The following is a 21,065-nucleotide window of genomic DNA, read 5'->3' on the forward strand; positions in this document are numbered from 1 at the left end:
TGAAATGAAGATGGAGACAGCCCAGGATCTGCGACCCAAGTACCGCGCGCTCGAATTCGGCATTACCCGCGCCGTGCTGCGCGAGGCCGAGGGCGGCGTGCAGTACCTGCAGGCCGACAAGCCGCTGGGCCACCATGCCCACCGCATGACCGACCGGCTGGTGTACTGGGCCGCCATGGCGCCCGACCGCACCTTCGTGGCCCGGCGCGCCCGCAATGCCGACGGCAGCACCGGCGACTGGATCCGCATCAGCTACCGCGAGGCACTGGCCAAGGCCCGCGCCATCGGCCAGGCCCTGCTCGACCGCGGCCTGAGCGAGGACCGGCCCGTCGCCATCCTGAGCGAGAACAGCATCGAGCACCTGCTGTTGGCGCTGGGCGCGCTCTATGTGGGCATTCCGCACTGCCCGGTGTCGCCACCCTACTCACTGGTCAGCAAGGACTACGACAAGCTGCGCCATGTGATCGGCACGCTCACGCCCGGGCTGGTGTTCGCCAGCGACACGCGCTATGCCTCAGCCATCGCCGCCGTGGTGCCGGCCGACACCGAGGTGGTGCTGGGCGGTGGCTCGCTGGAAGGCCGCTCGGTCACGCCGCTATCGCAGCTGCTGGCCACCGAGCCCACCTCCGCCGTCGATGCCGCCATGCACGGCACGCACCCGGGCACCATCACCAAGTTCCTGTTCACCTCGGGCTCCACCAAGAACCCCAAGGCGGTCATCAACACCCACCGCATGTGGTGCGCCAACCAGCAGCAGCTGCGCGCCTCCATCCCCGCGCTCGGCGAAGAGCCGCCGGTGCTGATCGACTGGCTGCCCTGGAACCACACCTTCGGCGGCAACCACAACGTCGGCATCGTGCTGGACAACGGCGGCACGCTGTACATCGACGACGGCAAGCCCACGCCGGCCGGCATCGCCGAGACGCTGCGCAACCTGCGCGAGATCGCGCCCACGGTCTACTTCAACGTACCCACCGGCTTCGAGTACATCGCCAACGCGATGGAGGAAGACCCGGTGCTGCGCAAGAAGCTGCTGTCGCGCTGCCGCATGTTCTTCTATGCCGGTGCGGCCCTGCCCCAGGCCGTGTGGGACCAGCTGCACCGCCTGCAGGAGGCCGAGATCGGCGAGCGCCTGGTGATGGGCACCGGCCTGGGCATGACCGAGTCCGGCCCCTTCGGCCTGTACATCACCCGTCCCGAGGTGCGCACCGGCGACCTGGGCCTGCCCACCGCCGGCATGGAGATCAAGCTGGTGCCCACCGACGGCAAGGTCGAGATCCGCTATCGCGGCCCCAACGTCACGCCCGGCTACTGGCGCATGCCCGAGGCCACGCACGAGGCCTTCGACGAGGAAGGCTTCTTCAAGACCGGCGACGCCGTGGCCTGGATCGACCCCGAGAACATCCACCTGGGCCTGCGCTTCGACGGCCGCATCGCCGAGGACTTCAAGCTGGCCACCGGCACCTTCGTGAGCGTGGGCCCGCTTCGTGCCAAGGTGATCGCGTTCGGCGCGCCCTATGTGCAGGACGTGGTGCTCACCGGCATCAACCTGAAGGAGGTGGGGGCGCTGATCTTCCCGACCCAGGCAGTGCGCGAGCTGGCTCCCTCGCTGCCGGGCGATGCACCGCTGAAGTCGGTGCTGGAGCATCCGGAGGTGCAGCTGCACTTTCAGAAGGTCATCGACCGCCTGGCCGGCGATGCCACGGGCAGCGCCAACCGCATCGCCCGCGCCGCGCTGGTGGCCGAGCCGCCCTCCATCGACAAGGGCGAGATCACCGACAAGGGCTCGATCAACCAGCGCGCCGTGCTCAAGCACCGCGACGCCGCGGTGCAGGCCCTGCACGCCGACACCCTGCCTTTCACCATCAAGCCGCAGTGGCAGTAGCCATCCGCTCCCTCCCCCGCTGGGGGAGGGCTGGGGTGGGGGACTGCGGCGGTGGTTCAACTGCAACGCACCCAGCGCCCCCGGCCCCCATCCCCGCCTTCCCCCAGAGGGGGAAGGAGTAAGAAGACCCGACTAGGAGATGAAGTCATGAAGATCGAAGGACAAAACGCACTCGTCACCGGTGGCGCCTCCGGCCTGGGCGAAGCCACGGCCCGGGAACTCGCCCGCCTGGGCGCCAAGGTGGCGGTGCTCGACCGCAACCTCGACCAGGCGAAAAAGGTGGCGGCCGACATCGGCGGCACCGCCTTGGCCTGCGACATCACCGACACCGCCAGCGTCGAGGCCGCCCTGGCCGCGGCCGCCGAGGTCCACGGCCCGGCGCGCATCCTGATGAACGTGGCCGGCATCGGCAGCGCGAAGCGCATCGTCGGCAAGGACGGCAGCGCCGCGCCGCTGGAAGACTTCGCCCGCGTCATCCAGGTCAACCTGATCGGCACCTACAACGTGAGCCGGCTGTTCGCGGCCCGTTGCGCCAAGCTGGACGCGCTGGACGGCGGCGAACGCGGCGTGATGATGTTCACCGCCTCCGTGGCCGCCTTCGATGGCCAGGTCGGACAGCAGGCCTACAGCGCCTCAAAGGGCGGCCTGGTCGGCATGACGCTGCCGATGGCGCGCGACCTGGCGCAGCACGGCATCCGCGTGTGTACCGTGGCACCCGGCATCTTCGCGACGCCCCTGCTGCTGGAGCTGCCCGAGCCGGTGCAGCAGTCGCTGGCCGCGGCCATCCCCTTTCCACCCCGTCTGGGCAAGCCCTCGGAATTCGCCGAGCTGGCCTGCCACATCGTGACCAACGGCCACCTCAATGGCGAGGTGATCCGGCTGGACGGCGCGCTGCGCATGGCGCCGCGCTGACCCCCGGAGCGGCCGAGGGGCCGCTCCTTCCTTGTGCGAGACCTTCACGAAAAACCACCACGGAGACAAACCATGAAGAAGGAAGACGGCAAGACTTTCGCGCTGCGGGCCCTGGCGGCCGCGGCGCCCCTCGCGCTGCTGGCGGCCTGCGGCGGCTCGGGCAACGACAACAACCAGAACGCCGCGCTGGCGGCGGCGCTGATCGCCGCCAACCGGCCCGCGCCGGCCCCTGCGCCCGCACCGGCACCCGCGCCCGCCCCCGCGGTCGAGACCATTCCCCAGCTGTCGGCGGCAGTCGGCGCCTCGCTGCAGTCGTGCACCGACCTGGCCACGCGCATCAGCTTCGCCAACACCACCATCACCGCTTCGACGCTGGTCGCGGCCGGCACGCTCAAGGTGGGCGGCACCGACGTGCCCGAGCACTGCCTGGTCACCGGCAGCATGTTCCCGCGCACCAGCAGCGTCGACGGCAAGAACTATGCGATCAAATTCGAGATGCGCCTGCCGCGCGCCTGGAACGGCCGCTTCTTCTACCAGGGCAATGGCGGGCTGGACGGCAGCGTGGTCACCGCCACCGGCACGCTGGGCGGCGGACCGCTGACCGGCGCCCTGTCGACCGGTTTCGCCGTGCTGAGCTCCGACGCCGGGCATGCCGGCGCGGATGCCACCTTCGGCATCGACCCGCAGGCCCGCCTGGACTACGGCTACCAGGCCGTGGCCAAGCTCACGCCCATGGCCAAGAACGCGATCCAGACGGCCTACGGCAAGGGCCCGGATCGCTCCTACTTTGGCGGCTGTTCCAACGGCGGCCGGCATGCCATGGTCGCGGCCTCGCGCTATGCCGACCAGTACGACGGCATCATCGCCGGCGACCCCGGCACGCGCCTGCCACTGGCAGCCACCGCCAACATCGCAGGCGCCCAGACCTATGCCACGCTGGCCACCACGCCAGGGGATCTGAGTACCGCCTTCACCCAGGCCGAGCGCACGCTGGTCACCAAGGCCGTGCTCGCCCAATGCGACGGACTGGACGGCGCCGCCGACGGCATGGTGCAGGACAACGCCGCCTGCCAGGCGGCCTTCGACATCAACCGCGACGTACCCACCTGCGCCACCACGCGCAACGGTACCTGCCTCTCGGCCGACCAGAAGACGAAGATCGACAAGCTGTTCAAGGGCGCCACCACCAACAGCGGGACACGCATCTACAGCAGCTTCCCCTACGACGCCGGCCTGGACACGGGCGGCTGGTCGTTCTGGAAGTTCACCGTGCCGCTGATCCTCGACTCGGGGTCGGTCGGCCTGGTGTTCCAGTCGCCGCCGGAGGACCCGAGCTTCAACGGCCCCAACTTCGCGCTCAACACCAACCTCGACACCATCCTGGCCAAGGTGACCGGCACCTCGGGCGTCTACACCGAGAACAGCATTTCCTTCATGACGCCGCCCAACTACGGCAAGCTGCCGGCGCTCAAGAAGCGCGGCGCCAAGCTGATGGTCTACCACGGCACGGCCGACCCGATCTTCTCCAGCGACGACTCGGTCAACTGGTACCAGCAACTGCAGCAGGACAACGGCGGCGATGCGTCCAACTTCGCGCGGCTGTACCTGATCCCGGGCATGAACCACTGCTCCGGCGGCCCGGCCACCGACCAGTTCGACATGCTCAGCGCCATGGTCAACTGGGTCGAGAAGGGCCAGGCACCCGACCGCGTGGTGGCCAGCGCCCGCGGCACCGGCAATGCCGGTGGCGCCAACACCGATCTGCCGCCGACCTGGTCCGCCACCCGCACCCGGCCGCTGTGCCCCTATCCGAAGGTCGCCCGCTACAACGGCACGGGCAGCTTGGAGGATGCGGCCAACTTCAGCTGCCGCTGACCCCGCCTTTTCCCTTCGCTCTACGGAGACATCCATGCAACACCGTCGTCAATTCCTCCACACGCTGGGCGGCGCGGCCGCCCTGGGCGCCCTGTCGCCCCTGTCGGCCTTCGCCCAGGCCATCGAACAGGTCAAGATCATGTACGGCTTTCCAGCCGGCAGCGCGGGCGACACCGTCGCCCGCCGCGTGGCCGAGAAGATCGCCGGCACCCCTTATGCCAAGGGCGCCTATGTCGAGAACAAGCCGGGCGCCGGCGGCCGCATCGCGGTCGAGACGCTGAAGAACTCCACGCCGGACGGATCCGTGCTCACGCTGGCGCCGGTGTCGGCCCTGTCGGTGTACCCGTACATCTATCCCAAGCTGACCTACAAGCCGGAGGACGTTACGCCCGTCTCCATCGGCGCCATCATGTTCCACGGCCTGGCCGTGGGCCCCGCGGTGCCGGCCGAGGTGAAGACGCTGAAGGACTTCCTGGCCTGGGCCAAGGCCAACCCCAGCCAGGCCAGCTACGGCTCGCCGGGTGCCGGCTCGATGCCGCACCTGCTGGGCGCGCTGCTGGGCATGCGCTCGGGCGTGGAGCTCAAGCATGTGCCCTACCGCGGCACCGTGCCCAGCATCACCGACCTGGTGGGCGGCCAGATTGCCGCCGCCATGAACCCCAGCGGCGACTACCTGCAGTACATGAAGAACGGCCGCGTGCGCGTGCTGGCCACCTCGGGCAAGAAGCGCTCGCCCTACCTGCCCGATGTGCCCACCTTCACCGAATTGGGCTACCCGGACGTGACCTCGGAAGAGTGGTTCGGCTTCTACGCGCCGGCCAAGACGCCGGCCGCCACGCTGGCCTCGGCCAATGCGGCGATCAATGCGGCGCTGAAGGACAAGTCGGTGATCGACTCGCTGGCATTGGTGGGCCTGGTGGCCCACGGCACCACGGCGCAGGACATGGCTGCGGACCAGAAGGCCGAATACGAACGCTGGGGCCCCCTGGTCAAGCAGATCGGCTTCACGGCGGAATCTTGAGCTCCCCCAGGCTGCGCGCTTCGCGCTTCGCCAACCCCCTCGCGGGGGCGCTCCCAGCGGCCTGGCAAAGCCAGTGCCGCGGGAGCCCTGGCGTGGCCTGCTCCGCGGCCATTCGACGCACAACGCGCCTGGTGTCGTGACGCCGTTGCCTCCCGATCTGGCCGGCTCTTACGATGCCGGCTCCGCGCCGTTTGCGAGACCCCGACCATGAACACCTTCCGCCTTGCCGCCATCGGCGGCGCCATCGCCCTGCTCAGTGCCTGCGGTTCGCGGCCGCCCGAGGCGGCCACGGCCATGAAGGCGGCGCGCCCCGGCGAACTGCACACCTGCGAAAGGCTGGAAGCCGCGCCGGGCGTGGTGTTCACCACTGTGCGCAGCGTGCCGGCCGGGCCGGTGGCCATCCGCGGCGGCAGCGAACAGGCGCCGGCGCATTGCCTGGTGCAGGGCCGCATGGCCGAGCGCACCAGCACGGTGGACGGCCAGCGCTACGCCATCGGCTTCGAGCTGCGGCTGCCTCAGGCCTGGAACGGCCGCTTCCTGTTCCAGGCCAACGGCGGCCTGGACGGCGTGGTGGTGCCGGCGCTGGGCGGCATCGGTGGCGGCGGGCCGCGCACCAATGCGCTGTCGATGGGCTTCGCCGTGGTCAGCAGCGACGCCGGCCATCCGGCGCCCAATCCGCGCTTCGGCCTCGATCCGCAAGCACGGCGCGACTACGGCTACAGCGCCGTGGCCCAGCTCACGCCCGTGGCCAAGCAACTGGTGGCCCAGGCCTATGGCCGCCCGGCCGACCGCTCCTACATCGCGGGCTGCTCCAACGGCGGGCGCCATGCCATGGTGGCGGCCTCGCGCCTGCCGCAGGCCTTCGACGGCGTACTGGCGGGCGACCCGGGCTTCCACCTGCCGCGCGCGGCCGTGGCCCAGCTCTACGGCGCGCAGCAGTACGCGGCGCTGGCGACGGCCAAGACGCCGCAGGGCGATCCCGACCTGCAGACCGCGTTCACACCCGGTCAGCTCCAGACCCTCTCGCGCGCCGTGCTGGCGCGCTGCGACATGCTCGACGGCCTGACCGACGGCATCGTCGGCGACCTCAAGTCCTGCCAGGCCCGCTTCAACCTGGGCCGCGACGTGCCCACCTGCACCGCCGGCCGGCAGGACAGCTGCCTGGACCCGGCCCAGAAGATGGCCCTGGCCCGCGTCTTCGCCGGCGCGCGCGACAGCAGCGGCAGGCAGCTCTACAACAGCTTCCCCTTCGACCCCGGGGTCTCGGGCGCCAACTGGCGCGAATGGAAGCTGGCCAGCCCCGCCACCCGCGACGCCGGTGCCGTGGCCTTCATCTTCAGCACGCCGCCGATGGCCGACCGGCCGCAGGGCTTGGCCTTCGCGCTCGGCTTCGACATGGACCGTGACGCCCCGCGCATCGACGCCACGCAGGCCCCGTACGACGAATCGGCCATGGCCTTCATGGTGCCGCCCAATTCAGAACGCCTGCAGTCGCTGCGGGCCCGCGGCGGTCGGATGATCGTCTACCACGGCACCGGCGATCCGGTGTTCTCGTCCGACGACACGGCCGCCTGGTACGACCGCCTGCAGACCACGCACGCCGGCCGGGCCGGCGAGTTCGTGCGCTACTTCCCGGTGCCGGGAATGAACCACTGCAGCGGCGGCCCTTCGACCGACCATTTCGACATGCTCACGGCGCTGGTCGACTGGGTCGAAGGCGGCCATGCGCCCGAGCAGGTACAGGCCGAGGCACGCGGCCCGGGCTCGCGCCAACCCAACCCGGAGGTTCCGGCCAACTGGGCGCCAGACCGCACCCGGCCGCTGTGCCCCTATCCCGCCGTCGCCCGCTTCCGTGGCGGCGACACCGAACGCGCGACCAGCTTCGCCTGCGTCGCGCCCTGACTTTCCGCCCGCTTCCCATGGATTACGCCCCCCGCCCTGAAGACGTCCGCTTCCTCCTCGACGCCGTCCTCGGTGCCTCGCAGCAGCTCGCACGACTGGCGCCGTTCGCCGAGGTCGATGCCGACCTGCAGGCCCAAGTGCTGGAACAGGCCGCCACCTTCGTCGGCGAGGTGATCGCCCCGCTGCAGCGTGACGGCGACGAGATCGGCTGCCGCCTCGAAGGTGGCCAGGTCCACACGCCGCCCGGCTTCGCCGCCGCCTACCAGGCTTTCGTGGAGGGCGGCTGGCCCAGCCTTTCCGCCGCGTCCGAAGACGGCGGCCAGGGCCTGCCTGCCGTGCTGGAGGCCGTGCTCTACGAATGGCTGGCCGGCGCCAACCACGGCTTCACCATGGCGCCCGGCCTGCTGCATGGCGCCTACGAATGCATCCGCCACCATGCCAGCGACGACCTCAAGGCGCGCTACCTGGGCAAGGTCGCCACCGGCGAATGGCTGGCCACCATGTGCCTGACCGAGGCCCATGCGGGCAGCGATCTGGGCCTGGTGCGCACCCGCGCCGTGCCGCAGGCTGACGGCAGCGTGCGTGTCTCGGGCACCAAGATCTTCATCTCGGGCGGCGAGCACGACCTCACGCCCAACATCGTCCACCTGGTGCTGTGCCGCCTTCCCGATGCGCCCGCCGGCCCGAAGGGCCTGTCGCTGGCGCTGGTGCCCAAGGTCCTGGACGACGGCGCGCGCAACGCGGTGCAGTGCGAGCGCATCGAGGAAAAGATGGGCCTGCACGGCAGCCCCACCTGCGTGATGCGCTTCGACGACGCCACCGGGTGGCTGGTCGGCGAGCCGGGCCGCGGCCTGGCTGCGATGTTCGTCATGATGAATGCGGCCCGTCTGCATGTGGCGCTGCAGGGCATCGGCCTGCTCGACGCCGCGTGGCAGAAGGCCCATGCGTATGCGCAGGAGCGCCGCCAGATGGTGGCGCCGGGCGCCGACCGCGCCTCCGGCCCCAGCCTGATCGCCGAGCATCCGGCAGTCGCCCGCGTGCTGGACGTGCAGCGGGCCTGGATCGACGGCGGCCGGCTCATCGCCTATCGCACTGCGCTCCAGCTCGATATCGCGCGCCATGCCGAGGACGCCAAGGCACGCGAGGCCGCGCAGCAGTGGTGCAGCTACATCACGCCGGTGCTCAAGGCCGCCTGCACGCAGCAGGGCTTCGACGGCGCCAGCGCCTGCCTGCAGGTGTTCGGGGGCCACGGCTATGTGCGCGAATGGGGCATCGAGCAGATCCTGCGCGACGCCCGCGTGACCATGATCTATGAGGGCACCAATGAGATCCAGGCCATCGACCTGCTGGTGCGCAAGGTGCTGCCCGATGCCGGCGCCGGCTTCGCGGCCACGCTGCTGGCGCTGCGCGACGAGCTGGACGCCTCGCGTGATGTCGATGCCGATGCGCAACGTCGCCTGGCGCAGTTGCGCTACCTGACCACGCAGATCGCCATGGCCGCGCATGCCCAGCCACGCCTGCCCTACGAGCTGGCCGACGACTACCTGCGGCTGGTGATGGTCACGCTGCTGGCCTGGGCCTGGGCCCGCATCGAACAGGCACCGGGCGCTGGCGAGGCGCAGGCGCGCGCGGCAGCCGCCTTCCGCCGCTGGGTGCTGCCGGAGTTCGACATGCGCGCGGCGATCGTCAAGAAGGCCTGCGAGCCGCAGGGGTGACGGGGCGGCGGACCTAGACTGCGATCGCCATGACGCCTGCCAAGCCCCGAACACGCAAGCCCGTTCAGCCCCCGACCACGGCGCCTGAGCCGCTGGACAGCCATGTGCTCGAGAGCCTGGTGGGCTACAACGCGCGCCGCGCCTACCTGGTCGTGTATGTCGCCTTCGCCGAGCGGATGGCCGTCTATGGCCTCAAGCCGACGGATTTCTCGGTGCTCTCGCTGCTGGCGCACAACCCGGGGGCCACCTCGCGCCAGCTCTGCGCGGCGCTGGACATCCAGCCGCCCAACTTCGTGAGCCTGGTGGCGGCCATGGACCGCCGCGGCCTGATCGAGCGCCGACCCCATCCGCACGATGGCCGCGCGGTGGGACTGCACCTCACGCCGGCCGGCCACCAGCTCATGGTCGAGGCGGAAGAGGCCGTGATCCAATTGGAGAAGGAGGCCAGCCACAAGCTCACCGACCGCGAGCGCGAGACCTTGATCCGGCTCTTGCAGAAGATTTACCTGTAGCGCGAGAGCGCGCCGCAAGGCATGGACCTGGCGTCACCTTCCGCATCAGACGGCCGCGGAGCAGGCCATGCCAGTGCACCCGAGGAGCTGGCTTCGCCAGGCCTCCGGGTGCGCCCCCCTCCAAGCCGAAGGCGCCAGAGAGCGGGGGAGCCGCGAAGCGGCTTGGGGGGTGCTTCAGTTCAAGCCGTACGCACGTCCGCCACCGGCTGGGCGCCGAAGTCCGGCCGTTCCAGCCAGGCCAGCACCTTGCGGGCGGCCGATTCGGGCGAATCCAGTTGGCCGTTGCGATGCAGGGCCTCGAAGCGGCCACGGTCGGGAAAGAGCGCCGCGTCGGCGCTGCGCAGCGCGATCTGCATGTCGGTGTCGATCACGCCCGGCGCCAGCGACACGATGCGGGCGCCACCTTCCTCGGTCTCCTCCAGCGCCACAGCGCGGGAGAAGTGGTCCATGCCCGCCTTGGCGGCGCAGTACGCTGCCTGGCTGCCCATCGCATTGCGGCCCAGCCCCGAGGAGATGTTGAGCACCTGCCGCGGCACCGACCAGCCGGCGGTCGCCGACAGGAAGGCGCTGGTCAGCAGCAGCGCCGCCTCCAGCCCCACGCGCAGCGCCGCCGACAGCTCGGCCAGCGAAGCCCGGGCCAGCGGCGCGGTACGCCCCACGGTGCCCGCGTTGTTGATCAGCACGGCGCTGGCCAGGGGGGACGGGTCCTGCGCGGCCAGCCAGGCGGCCAGCCGCTCGGCGACCGACAACGGATCGGCCAGGTCGGCCGACCACTGCAGCACCTCGCTGCCCGCGGCGATCGCTTCGGCCTCCAGCGTGGCATCGGTGCCGCGCGACAGGCACAGCAGCCGCACGCCGCCGCGCGCCAGCAGCTGGCTGGCCATGGCGCGGCCCATGCCGCGCGACGCGCCGGTCAGCACGACGAGTTGGTTGAAAGCGTTCATGGAGAAGGCACTCCTTGCAGTGAAGGTCGAGGAAGGGGCAGCGCAAGCGACGAGGTCGCTGCTGCCCTCAGAAGAAGCCATCCCACACCAGCTTGAGGCCAGTGAGGAACATGCCGGCATAGACGCAGCGATAGAACCAGATCGGATCGATGCGCCGCGCGATGTGCACGCCCGCCCAGACACCGAGCGGCGCGAGCGGCATCAGCAGCAGCGAGGTGCTCAGGTTGCGCGCATCCAGCAGGCCCAGCCAGGCATAGGGAATCCACTTGGCCAGGTTCACCAGGAAGAACAGGTAGGCCAGCGTGGCCGTGAAGACGATGGGCCGCAGCTTCAGGGGCAACAGGTAGGCATTGAGGGGCGGCCCGCCCGCATGCGAGATGAAGCTGGTGAAACCCGACAACACCGTGAGCACCCAGCCCGCCGCGCGCGAGGGCGGCGGCGCATCGGAACGCGGTGGAAACAGCAGCCGCTGCGCCAGGAACAGCAGCGTGCACACGCCCACGAGACCGGCCACCGTCGCCGCCGACAGCACATGGAAGAGCAAGGCGCCCAGCACGACGCCCACCAGCGCAGGCGGCACCAGGAAGGCCAGCAACCGACGGTCCAGGTCGTGACGGAAGGCGGCGATGCCCAGCACGTCCATCACGAACAGCACCGGCATCAGGATCGCAGCCGCACGCGGCACCGTCACGGCCAGCGACATCAGCGGCACCGCCAGGGAGCCGAAACCGGCCCCGAAACCGCTCTTGCCGATGCCCAGCAGCAGCACGGCAGGCACGGCGACCAGATAGAAGGCGGGATCCGCGATCGGCGCGGCAAGGAAGTCGGGGAGGGACAAGGCAGTGGTGGCCGCGCGGCGGACCGTGGCAAGCAGGCTGGGCGAAGCGGGCATTGTGCCCAGGGCCGCTCCGGGGGGCACGGAGCCTGGCCCGCCCTGCCCCGGGCCCGCGGCAGGCCGGCCATGAGCCTCAGTGCGGGATCAGCTCCGCATCCAGCTGCGTCTCCAGCACCTCGACCGGCTGCGGCCGGCCGAAGAGGAAGCCCTGGCACACGCGGCAGCCGTTGCGGGTCAGGAAGTCCAGCTGCGCGCGCGTCTCCACGCCCTCGGCCACCACCTCCAGATCGAGGTTGGCCGCCATGCCGATGAGGGTCTGCACGATCAGCTCGATCTTGGGATTGGCGCCGATGCCGCTGACGAAGAACTTGTCGATCTTGATCTGGTGCAGCGGCAGTTGCGCCATGTACGACAGCGAGGAGTAGCCCGTGCCGAAGTCGTCCATCGAGAAGCGGATACCGATGGCGGCCAGCGACTTCATCTTGCGGATGGTCTCGGCGACCTCATCGTGCAGAAGGCTTTCGGTCAGCTCCAGCTTGAGCTTGGAGGGATCGGCACCGGTACGGATCAGCACCTCGCGCACCTTGTCCGCGAAGTCCTCCTTGCGGAACTGACGCGCACTCACGTTCACCGCCAGCGTGAGGTGGCGGCGGCGCGGATGGGTGCTCCAGTCGTCCAGCTGCTTGCAGGCCTGCTCCAGCGCCCACAGGCCGATGGGCGAGATCAGGCCGGTCTCTTCGGCCACGTCGATGAAGGCCGCCGGCGGGATCAGCCCACGCTGCGGATGCAGCCAGCGGATCAGCACCTCGGCGCCCACCACGCGCCCCTCGGTCGTGACCTGCGGCTGGTAGTGCAGCAGGAACTGGCCACGGGCCTTGAGGGCCGCGCGCAGCTCGCTCTCCAGCGAGGCCCGTGCATTGACGGTGGTCTGCATGTCCGCCTCGAAGAAGCGCAGCACATCGCCGCCGGCGGTCTTGGCATGGAACATCGCGATGTCCGCCTGCTTGAGCAGATCGTCGAGCGAGGCGGAACTGGCGCTGATCAGCGTGGCGCCGATGCTGCAGGTGCCGTGGTAGGTCATGGCCGGCAGCTGGATCGGCCTGCCCAGCTCGGCCAGCACGGCCTCGCCGAAGGCCTGGGTCTGCATCACGGCGGTGGCCGAATCGGCGCTCAGGCCTTCGATCAGGATGACGAACTCGTCACCGCCCAGCCGTGCCACGGTGTCGCCCTCGCGCATGAGCTGCTGCAGGCGCTGCGCCACCTGCTTGAGCAGTACGTCGCCGGCGTTGCGGCCCTGCGCGTCGTTGAGCGTCTTGAAGTGGTCCAGGTCCAGGAAGAGCAGCGCCGCCTGGCGCTCGCGCCGCACGTTGGCGTCGATGGCCGACTGCAGCCGGTGCAGCAGCATGCGGCGATTGGGCAGACCGGTGAGGTTGTCGTAGAAGGACAGGTGGTCGATCTGCAGCTGCGCCGACATGCGGTCGGTGATGTCGCGCAGGATGACGATGAAGCGCGCGTCGGCGCCCTCGCCCACCAGCTTGCGCGAAGCCGAGATCTCGAACCAGGCCGTGCCCTGCGAGGCCCTGCGCTCGAACTGCTTGCCGAACGAAAGCCCCTTGAGATACGCCTCGCGCATGGCGGCCATGATCTGGATCGCCGCGTCGCCGGGCAGCACCTCGGCGAGCGTGCTGCCCACCGGGTCGCCGATGTCCAGCAGCGAGGCCCGCGCCGAATGGAAGCCGATGCAGCGCCCGTCCAGGCACAGCTCCAGCAGCACGTCGGGCAGCGCATCGAGCGTGGCCTGCAGCTGCGCCTTGCCTTCCAGGATGTCGGCCAGATGCCGGCGCTTCTCGCTGGTGTCGCGGTACACGCAGACCATGCCGCCGTTGGGCGTCGGGCTCTTGACGACGACCACGGTGCGGCCGTCGGGCAGTTCCAGCTCCTGCTCACCCGCCTGCGGCAGACTAGGCGGCATCAGCGCCACCTCTTCCGCGCTGCGCCCGGAGACGGCGCCTTCGACGGCCGCCATGGGCATGCGCGCCTCGAGCGCCATGCGCGCCTGGGGAAAGATGTCGGCAAAGCGGCGGTTCCAGGCCGCCACCCGTCCTTCGGGGTCCAGCAGGACGAAGCCGTCGGACATGGATTCGAGCGCCTGGTCCAGCATGCCCTTGGCATGCAGGGCCTCGCGCCGGCGCATCCACTGCTCACGCAGCTGGTGCAGCGCATAGGCCGACACGCCCATCACCATCAGCATGAGCAGCCCCGTCACGCCGACGATGAGGTTGCGCTCGGTGCGGAAGCCCTCCAGCACCTGCTCCATCGGCAGACCGGCGCTGAGCACGATGTCCTGGTTGAGCGTGGGGCGCAGCGCCAGCAGCGCGTCCTGACCCATCAGGCGCGAGTCGGCCCGCACGATGCCGCGCGCATCCGCAGCGCGGCGCAAGTCGGCCAACTTGGCAGCGCCTTCGGCGATCTCGCTTCGCGGGGGCACGCTGACCAGCAGGCCCTGGCTCAGGCTTTCGAGCGTGACCTCCATGCCGTCGATGCCCGCACCATGGGCCAGCAGCCGCGCCAACGATGCCACCTGCACTTCGGCCAGCGCGATGCCTTGCGTGCCATCGGGCAGGCGGACCATGCGGGTGAAGTACAGCACCTGCTGCGAAGTGCGCGGGCTCAGGGATGGTGCTGTCGTCATCAGCTCGGGCACCGGCTGGCTCATCAGGCGGGCGGTGAAGGCCGGCGGAAGTTGCACGGGGTCGCCGCGGGACGGCGACACCACGCTGCCGTCCGGACGCAGTACTTCCAGCCGCTCGACGAGCAGGCTGTGTCGGGCCAGCGATTGCATGTTGCGGGCCGCCCGCTCGGCCGCCGCCGCCATGTCCTCGTTGCCCACCGGACGCAGCAGCATGCCCAAGTCGGCCAGCAGCAGATCCACGCCCAGCAGGTTCTGGTTGACCGCGGCGACGGAACCGCTGAGGAAGCGGTCGATCTGGTCGCGTGCGTCCTCCACGGCGCGGTTGCGCATCTCCAGCACCGCGAACACGGCCAGGCCGAACACCACCACGATGAACAGTGCGGCCAGCGCAAGCGTGGACGCGGCCAGTTGCCGCGGCGGTCCGTTCTTCGACTTCATGGCGTGCGCGCCGCCTTGGTGTCGATCACCGGTGCGATCGTGCGCTGCCACAGCCGCGTGCATTCGGCACCACAGCGTTGCAGCCAGTTCACGAGGATGGTGGAAGACAGGATCCGGCGGCGAAGGCGGTCGTCGTCGGCGCTGGGTGCGACCGCCACCATGGCGCCCGGCGTGCCACTTTCGCAGGCGCCGGCTCCGGTGTTGCAGGCGATGGCCAGGTCGGTATCGCGGATGGACTGGTCCCAGATGCGGCGCTCGAGTTGGGGCAGCTGCTGCTCCAGCACGATGCGCAGGTCGCCAGGGAGCACCGACCAGGCGTCGGCATTGGCACCGAAGATGGCCAGGCCCCAGTTGATCGGCATGGTGAAGAGCGACCGGGTGATGCGGTGCAGTCCCAGCGTGTTGCCGGACGCGCCGCCGGTGATCGCACAGTCGGTGTTGCCCGAGGTCATGTTGCTCATGAGCGCAGCAAACGCGGTCGGCACCGGCGTGCCGCCCAGCGCCTGGACGAAGTCGGCCTGTGTTCCACTGGAGACGCGCACACGCCGGCCCTTGAGATCGGTCAGGCCCTTCATGGGCGCCGCGCAGAAGATGACCTGCGCCGGATAGATGTACATGGCCAGCAGCTTCACATTGAAGCGCTCGCGCAACATGCGGTCCATTTCGGGCCGGAAGGCGTCGACCACGCGCCGAAGCGTGGCGGCGTCGGCGCTGAGGCCCGCCAGGTCGGGCAAGGCAAGGGCCGGATGCTCACCGCCCACCTGGCTGAGCAGCACAGTGCCGAAAGGCACCACGCCCGTCTCCAGCAGCGTGAGCATCTTGTTGCCAGGCACGCCGGCCTGGTCGAAGGGCGCGATGGTGGCCGCCACGCGGCCCTGCATCAGCGCCGGAAGGGCCTGTGTCCAGAAGACGGACTCGTGCTGGTCGTACTGCGGCAGGCCCGCCAGCCCTCCCACGACACGCAGTTGCAGGGGCGCGTCCTGCCCTGCCGCAGGCCAGGCGGCGATCCAGAAACAGCAGCAAAAAATCCTCAGCAAGAGGCGCATGGGGCAGAAATGAACAGGCGGCGCGCAGTCAATTCCTGCATCTTGAAGAGGAAATCGTCATGTTGCAAATTGTGTCCTAATGATTGAGCTCAAAGACACAATTTTGGAAACCTTAAGTATTCGTTGCGCCATTGCGGCCGAGGAATATGTTGCAGACCTGCCTACACTGCCTCTTCTTCGGCATTTCCCTGCGGAACTTTCATGGACTTTCTGGCCTTGCTGGCCCTGGCCGCGTTTGGCCTGCACCTGTTGAAACGGCGCGATCAACAACGTCGTGTCGCCCTTCTCGCCGCACGGCTGGCGCCCTACCGCATCGAACCGCAGATGGAAACGCTGCTCGACGGCTACCTTCGGTGGCTGGACGAAAGCGACGAGGACCGACGCCAGCAAATCTGGCAGACCCTGTGCGCGACGGAGGCGCTGCTGGCCGAACAGCTCAAGCGTTTTTCGGACGACATGGCGTCGCTCGATGCACCGCTGGCCCAGGTGAGCAAGCTGCCGATGTGGCTGCCGTGGGCACAGCCGCTGTTGTCGGGGCGGCTGCTGTTCGATGTGCGGCGTGCCTTCGCCATCCATGCGAAGGGCATCGCGGCCGTGGCGGCCAACGAGCCCGGGCTGGCCGACAAGCCGCGGGCCTTCATGATGAGTGCCGAGCTGCTGCTGCTGCAGCACACCTGCCATTGGTTCTGCCGCTCCAAGGCGGTGGCCAGCGCGCGCTTGCTGGCCCGGCACGGCACCTCGTACGAGCAGGTGCTGGCCTCGGTGTCGCCGCGCACGCTCAGCGACTACCTGGCACTCATCGGTCGCTGATCAGACCTTCTCGAGGATCAGGGCGATGCCCTGGCCCACGCCGATGCACATGGTGCACAGCGCATAGCGCCCGCCGCCGCGGTGCAGCTGGTTGACCGCCGTGGTCGCCAGACGCGCGCCGCTGGCGCCCAGTGGGTGGCCCAGCGCGATGGCACCGCCATTGATGTTGACGCGCGCGTCGTCGTCCTTCAGGCCCAGCATGCGCAGCACGGCCAGGCCCTGGGCCGCGAAGGCCTCGTTCAGCTCGATGACGTCGATCTGGTCGAGCGAGAGGCCGGTCTGCGCCAGCACCTTCTGCGTGGCCGGTGCCGGACCGATGCCCATGATGCGCGGCGCCACGCCGGCCGTCGCCATGCCGACGATGCGCGCGCGCGGCGTCAGGCCGTTCTTCGCGGCAGCCGCTTCGCTGGCGATCAGCAGCGCACAGGCGCCGTCGTTCACGCCACTGGCATTGCCAGCCGTCACCGTGCCCTCGGGCTTGACCACGCCCTTGAGCTTGGCGAGCGACTCCAGGCTGGTGTCGCGCGGATGCTCGTCCTTGGCCACGACAATGGCGTCGCCCTTCTTCTGCGCAATGGTCACGGGCACGATCTCGGACTCGAAGAAGCCCGACTTCTGCGCCGCCACTGCGCGCTGCTGGCTGGCCAGGGCCATGCGGTCCTGCGCCTCGCGCTCGATCTTGAACTGCTCGGCCACGTTCTCGGCCGTCTCGGGCATGGAGTCCACGCCGTACTGCGCTTTCATCAGCTTGTTGACGAAGCGCCAGCCGATGGTGGTGTCGTAGACGGCATTGCTGCGGCTGAAGGCCGACTCGGCCTTGGGCATGACGAAGGGCGCGCGGCTCATGCTTTCCACGCCGCCGGCGATCATCAGCTGCGCCTCGCCCGCCTTGATGGCGCGGGCCGCGCTGCCCACGGCGTCCAGGCCCGAGCCGCACAGGCGGTTGATGGTGGCGCCCGGCACCTCGATGGGCAGGCCGGCCAGCAGCGCGGCCATGCGGGCGACGTTGCGGTTGTCCTCGCCGGCCTGGTTGGCGCAGCCGTAGAGCACATCGGTCACGGCCTGCCAGTCGACCTTGGCATTGCGCTCCATCAGCGCCTTGATGGGGATCGCGCCCAGGTCGTCGGTGCGCACGCTGGACAGCGCGCCGCCGTAGCGGCCGAAGGGGGTGCGGATGGCGTCGCAGATATAGGCGTCGGTGGTCATGCGAAAGGTCTCCTTGAGAATCGGATGAAAAGAGGGGGTGTTCAGTCGGCGGCCGCGTCGTCGGCGATGGGCAGGCCCACCAGGCGCTCGAGCTCCTGCAGCGACAGGCCCGGCACGCGGTCGATGCAGCGCAGGCCCTGCGGCGTGCAGGCCAGTGTCGCCAGGTCGGTGTAGATGCGCTTGACGCACGCGAGACCGGTAAGCGGATAACTGCACTGCGCCACCACCTTGCTCACGCCCTGCTTGGTCAGCAGGTCCATCATGACCCAGGTCTGCTTGGCGCCGGTGGCCAGATCCATGGCGCCGCCGACGGCCGGGATGGCGCCGGGCTCGCCGGTGCTCCAGTTGGCCAGGTCGCCCGTGGCGCTGACCTGGAAGGCGCCCAGCACGCAGATGTCGATGTGGCCGCCGCGCATCATGGCGAAGCTGTCGGCATGGTGGAAAAACGCGCCGCCCGGCAGCAGCGTCACCGGCTGCTTGCCGGCGTTGATGAGGTCGTAGTCCTCCTCGCCCGCGGCCGGCGCCGGGCCCATGCCCAGGATGCCGTTCTCGCTGTGCAGCACCACCTCACGGCCCGCGGGCAGGTGGTTGGCCACCAGCGTAGGCTGGCCGATGCCGAGGTTGACGACGGCACCGTCGAAGATGTCCTGCGCCACGCGGGCGGCCAGCTGGTCCTTGGTTCGGCGTTGGTAGTCGGCCATCACGCCACCTCCTTCTTCTTGAAGCCGCCGGCCTGGGTGGCCGTGCGATCGATCTTCACGACGCGGCTGACGAAGATGCCGGGCGTGACGATGGCCTCGGGGTCGAGCGTGCCCAGCTCGACCACCTCGTGCACCGTGGCGACGGTCTTCTTCGCGGCCATGGCCATCACCGGACCGAAGTTGCGCGCGGCCTTGCGGTAGCTGAGGTTGCCCCAGCGGTCGCCGCGCTCGGCCTTGATGAGGGCCAGGTCGCCGTGGATCGGGTACTCCAGCACGTAGTGGCGGCCGTCGATGACGCGGGTCTCGCGGCCGGCGGCCAGTTCGGTGCCGTAGCCGGTCGGGCAGAAGAAGGCACCGATGCCGGCACCGGCGGCGCGGATGCGCTCGGCCAGATTGCCCTGGGGCACCAACTCCAGCTCGATCTTGCCGGCGCGGTAGAGGCCATCGAAGACGAAGCTGTCGGCCTGCCGCGGGAAGCTGCAGATGATCTTGCGCACCCGTCCGGCCTTGAGCAGCGCGGCCAAGCCGGCCTCGCCGTTGCCGGCGTTGTTGTTGACCACCGTGAGCTCGCGCGCACCTTGCGCGATCAGGCCGTCGATCAGCGCGTCCGGGATGCCGGCGGTGCCGAAGCCACCGATCAGCACCGTGGCGCCATCGGCTGTGCCCTGGAGCGCCTCCTCCACCGAGGCGGCGAGTTTGTCGATCATGCGGGGTTCCTTCTTCAGGGACGTCGGCCCTTGCAGGCGCAGACGCGGGTCATGGAAAGTCGACGGAGAGCTTCGCGAAAAAATGTTCGCTATAAGAACATTTGTTCTTAGAATGAATTCTAGCCCGCCTGCACGAACATGCCATCCTCCTTTCCTTCTGCCGACCTTCCCGAAGCGCCACGACCCGGCGACGGCTTCGTGCAGTCCTTCGCCCGCGGCCTTCAGGTCATCCGCTCCTTCAGCGCCAGCGCGCCCCGGCAGACGCTGAGCGAAGTGGCCGCCGCCAGCGGCCTCACCCGCGCCGGGGCCCGACGCATCCTGCTCACGCTGCAGACGCTGGGCTACGTGGAAAGCGACGGCCGCCTTTTCTTCCTCACCGCGCGCATCCTGGACCTGGGCTTCGCCTACCTGTCCTCCATGCCGATCTGGAACCGGGCCGAGCCGGTGATGGAGTCGCTGGTGGCCCAGGTCAAGGAGTCGTGCTCGGCCGCCGTGCTTGAGGGCACCGACGTGGTCTACGTGATGCGCGTGCCCACGCACAAGATCATGCGCATCAACGTGGGCATCGGCTCGCGCCTGCCGGCCTACTGCACCTCCATGGGCCGCGTGCTGCTGGCCGCCCTGCCCGAGGACGAACTGCAGCGCCGCCTGGCCGCCTCGCCCATTGCTGCGCTCACGCGCCACACGCTGACCGATCCCGAGGCCATCGGCGCCCGGATCGCCCAGGCGCGGCGACAGGGCTGGTGCCTGGTCAACCAGGAACTGGAGGAAGGGCTGATCTCCATCGCCGCGCCGGTGCGCGACCGCGCCGGCCGGGTGCTGGCCGCGCTCAACATCAGCGGCCAGGCCAACCGGACCAGCGCCAAGGTGATGCAGGACAGCCTGCTGCCACCCTTGCTGGACGCCGCGGCGCGGGTGTCCAGCCTGCTGTAGAAGCCTGGGTGCGCGCCCGTTGTCTTGATCTAGCACAATACAAGAGGGGATGGCGCTGTCCAGAATCGCGCGCCATGCTCGCTCCCTCTCCGCTTCCACGACCCTCCTGGCGACAGCGTTCGCCCACGCCCTCCAGGGCTTAAAGGTGGCTTCCATGAGCGCAGCGCCGTCCGCCCCGCCCTCCGACTGGGGCAGCCTCCAACCACGGCACGCGATGGCCACGCCGGCGCTTCCCGAGCCGCAGCCTGCGCAGCTCCCCCGCGCCTGGTATCTGCGGGTGGGCGCCGTGGTGGCGTTGCTGCTCGCCGGCCTCACCCTCACCTACCTGCGGGCCGATCCGGCGCCGGCCAGCGCGCACATGGCCTTCCTGTGCCAGCTGCTGAGCGTGCGCGAGACCGATGCCGGCTTCGACACGCTGCTGCTCTCGCTGCAGGCCGGGCGCACCGCCGATGACCGGCCGCTGTCGCAGTTCGCCACCCGGGCCACCGGGCAGATCGAGCAGCTGGAAGCCCTGTCCGCCGTGGTGCCGGCCGGCGACCGCCCAGGTCTGAAGCAGGCGCTCGAGGCCTTGCGCAAGGCCGTGGACGCCAAGGCCGCGGGCCTGCCGGACTTCCGGCGCAACCACCTCGGCCTGATGCAGGCGCAGGCCGGCCTGCCCACCGCCGCGCAGGAGCTGCTGCAAGCGACCGAGAACACACCACTGCAAGGCGCCGCCCAGCGCTATGTGCTGGGCTTCCTGCCCGGCAGCAACGACACCGATGGAGCGCAGGAGGCGGCCCAGGCCCTGCGCGCGGCCGCCGAGGCCGCCCCTGCGCTGGCGCTTCCCGTGCAGCGCCTGCTCGCCCAGGGCGATGCCATCCATCAGCTGCGCGCCGCCCGCGATGGCGCGGTCGATGCGGTGAGGCGCCTGGACACCACGGCCCGCATCCAG

At 69.7% G+C, this 21,065-nt stretch carries 17 protein-coding genes; 10 read left to right on the plus strand and 7 right to left on the minus strand.

The features are described from left to right. The first annotated feature begins 4 nt into the window (after positions 1-4). The 7 genes from QZ772_RS25280 (at position 5) to QZ772_RS25310 (ending at position 9,822) form a co-directional block, all read left to right on the plus strand. Positions 5-1,885: a feruloyl-CoA synthase gene (locus tag QZ772_RS25280; protein ID WP_295532595.1), complete on the plus strand. Its 1,881-nt coding sequence runs from the start codon at positions 5-7 to the stop codon at positions 1,883-1,885. 147 nt (positions 1,886-2,032) lie between these two features. Further along, positions 2,033-2,797, plus strand: a complete 765-nt coding sequence (locus tag QZ772_RS25285; protein WP_295532597.1) for an SDR family NAD(P)-dependent oxidoreductase — start codon at positions 2,033-2,035, stop codon at positions 2,795-2,797. Positions 2,798-2,869: 72 nt separating this feature from the next. After that, positions 2,870-4,672: a tannase/feruloyl esterase family alpha/beta hydrolase gene (locus QZ772_RS25290; RefSeq protein ID WP_295532599.1), complete on the plus strand. Its 1,803-nt coding sequence runs from the start codon at positions 2,870-2,872 to the stop codon at positions 4,670-4,672. Positions 4,673-4,706: 34 nt separating this feature from the next. After that, entirely contained in the window at positions 4,707-5,693 is a 987-nt protein-coding gene (locus tag QZ772_RS25295; RefSeq protein WP_295532601.1) for a Bug family tripartite tricarboxylate transporter substrate binding protein, read from the plus strand. A gap of 207 nt (positions 5,694-5,900) precedes the next feature. Beyond that, a complete protein-coding gene (locus QZ772_RS25300; protein WP_295532603.1) occupies positions 5,901-7,595 on the plus strand; it encodes a tannase/feruloyl esterase family alpha/beta hydrolase in 1,695 nt (564 codons plus the stop codon). 17 nt (positions 7,596-7,612) lie between these two features. Further along, a complete protein-coding gene (locus tag QZ772_RS25305) occupies positions 7,613-9,310 on the plus strand; it encodes an acyl-CoA dehydrogenase family protein (protein WP_295532605.1) in 1,698 nt (565 codons plus the stop codon). A 29-nt stretch (positions 9,311-9,339) separates the two neighbouring features. Continuing rightward, complete coding sequence (locus QZ772_RS25310) at positions 9,340-9,822, plus strand: MarR family winged helix-turn-helix transcriptional regulator (protein WP_295532607.1); 483 nt, start codon at positions 9,340-9,342, stop codon at positions 9,820-9,822. A gap of 179 nt (positions 9,823-10,001) precedes the next feature. Here QZ772_RS25310 and QZ772_RS25315 read toward each other — a convergent pair whose 3' ends face one another. The 4 genes from QZ772_RS25315 to QZ772_RS25330 form a co-directional block, all read right to left on the minus strand. Next, entirely contained in the window at positions 10,002-10,766 is a 765-nt protein-coding gene (locus QZ772_RS25315; protein ID WP_295532609.1) for an SDR family NAD(P)-dependent oxidoreductase, read from the minus strand. A 67-nt stretch (positions 10,767-10,833) separates the two neighbouring features. Beyond that, positions 10,834-11,604, minus strand: a complete 771-nt coding sequence (locus tag QZ772_RS25320) for a sulfite exporter TauE/SafE family protein (RefSeq protein WP_295532611.1) — start codon at positions 11,602-11,604, stop codon at positions 10,834-10,836. 130 nt (positions 11,605-11,734) lie between these two features. After that, on the minus strand, positions 11,735-14,731 hold the full coding sequence (locus tag QZ772_RS25325) for an EAL domain-containing protein (protein ID WP_295532613.1): 2,997 nt from the start codon (positions 14,729-14,731) through the stop codon (positions 11,735-11,737). After that, positions 14,728-15,777 (minus strand): TRAP transporter substrate-binding protein, encoded by a 1,050-nt coding sequence (locus tag QZ772_RS25330; RefSeq protein WP_295532615.1) that lies wholly within the window; start codon positions 15,775-15,777, stop codon positions 14,728-14,730. Before QZ772_RS25330 ends, QZ772_RS25325 begins: the two co-directional genes overlap by 4 nt. A gap of 201 nt (positions 15,778-15,978) precedes the next feature. Here QZ772_RS25330 and QZ772_RS25335 point away from each other — a divergent pair, with 201 nt between their 5' ends. After that, the gene (locus QZ772_RS25335) at positions 15,979-16,587 is read left to right on the plus strand and encodes a hypothetical protein (RefSeq protein WP_295532617.1); all 609 of its coding nucleotides are present in this window, start codon (positions 15,979-15,981) and stop codon (positions 16,585-16,587) included. Here QZ772_RS25335 and pcaF read toward each other — a convergent pair whose 3' ends face one another. From pcaF to QZ772_RS25350, 3 genes are read right to left on the minus strand one after another with little or no spacing between them, the layout of a single operon-like run. After that, positions 16,588-17,793: a 3-oxoadipyl-CoA thiolase gene (gene pcaF, locus QZ772_RS25340; protein WP_295532619.1), complete on the minus strand. Its 1,206-nt coding sequence runs from the start codon at positions 17,791-17,793 to the stop codon at positions 16,588-16,590. Positions 17,794-17,834: 41 nt separating this feature from the next. After that, positions 17,835-18,494, minus strand: a complete 660-nt coding sequence (locus QZ772_RS25345; RefSeq protein ID WP_295532621.1) for a 3-oxoacid CoA-transferase subunit B — start codon at positions 18,492-18,494, stop codon at positions 17,835-17,837. Then, the gene (locus QZ772_RS25350) at positions 18,494-19,201 is read right to left on the minus strand and encodes a 3-oxoacid CoA-transferase subunit A (RefSeq protein ID WP_295532623.1); all 708 of its coding nucleotides are present in this window, start codon (positions 19,199-19,201) and stop codon (positions 18,494-18,496) included. The genes QZ772_RS25345 and QZ772_RS25350 overlap by 1 nt, the downstream gene beginning before the upstream one ends. 138 nt (positions 19,202-19,339) lie before the next feature. On the opposite strand from QZ772_RS25350, the gene QZ772_RS25355 reads away from it, so the two are divergent. Continuing rightward, positions 19,340-20,134: an IclR family transcriptional regulator gene (locus tag QZ772_RS25355; RefSeq protein ID WP_295532625.1), complete on the plus strand. Its 795-nt coding sequence runs from the start codon at positions 19,340-19,342 to the stop codon at positions 20,132-20,134. Between the two features lie 154 nt (positions 20,135-20,288). Continuing rightward, a partial coding sequence (locus QZ772_RS25360) for a DAHL domain-containing protein (protein WP_295532627.1) occupies positions 20,289-21,065 on the plus strand: 777 nt, incomplete at its 3' end.

The organism is uncultured Pseudacidovorax sp. (genome assembly GCF_913773995.1).
In the GTDB taxonomy this organism is placed as follows: Bacteria; Pseudomonadota; Gammaproteobacteria; order Burkholderiales; family Burkholderiaceae_C; genus Xenophilus.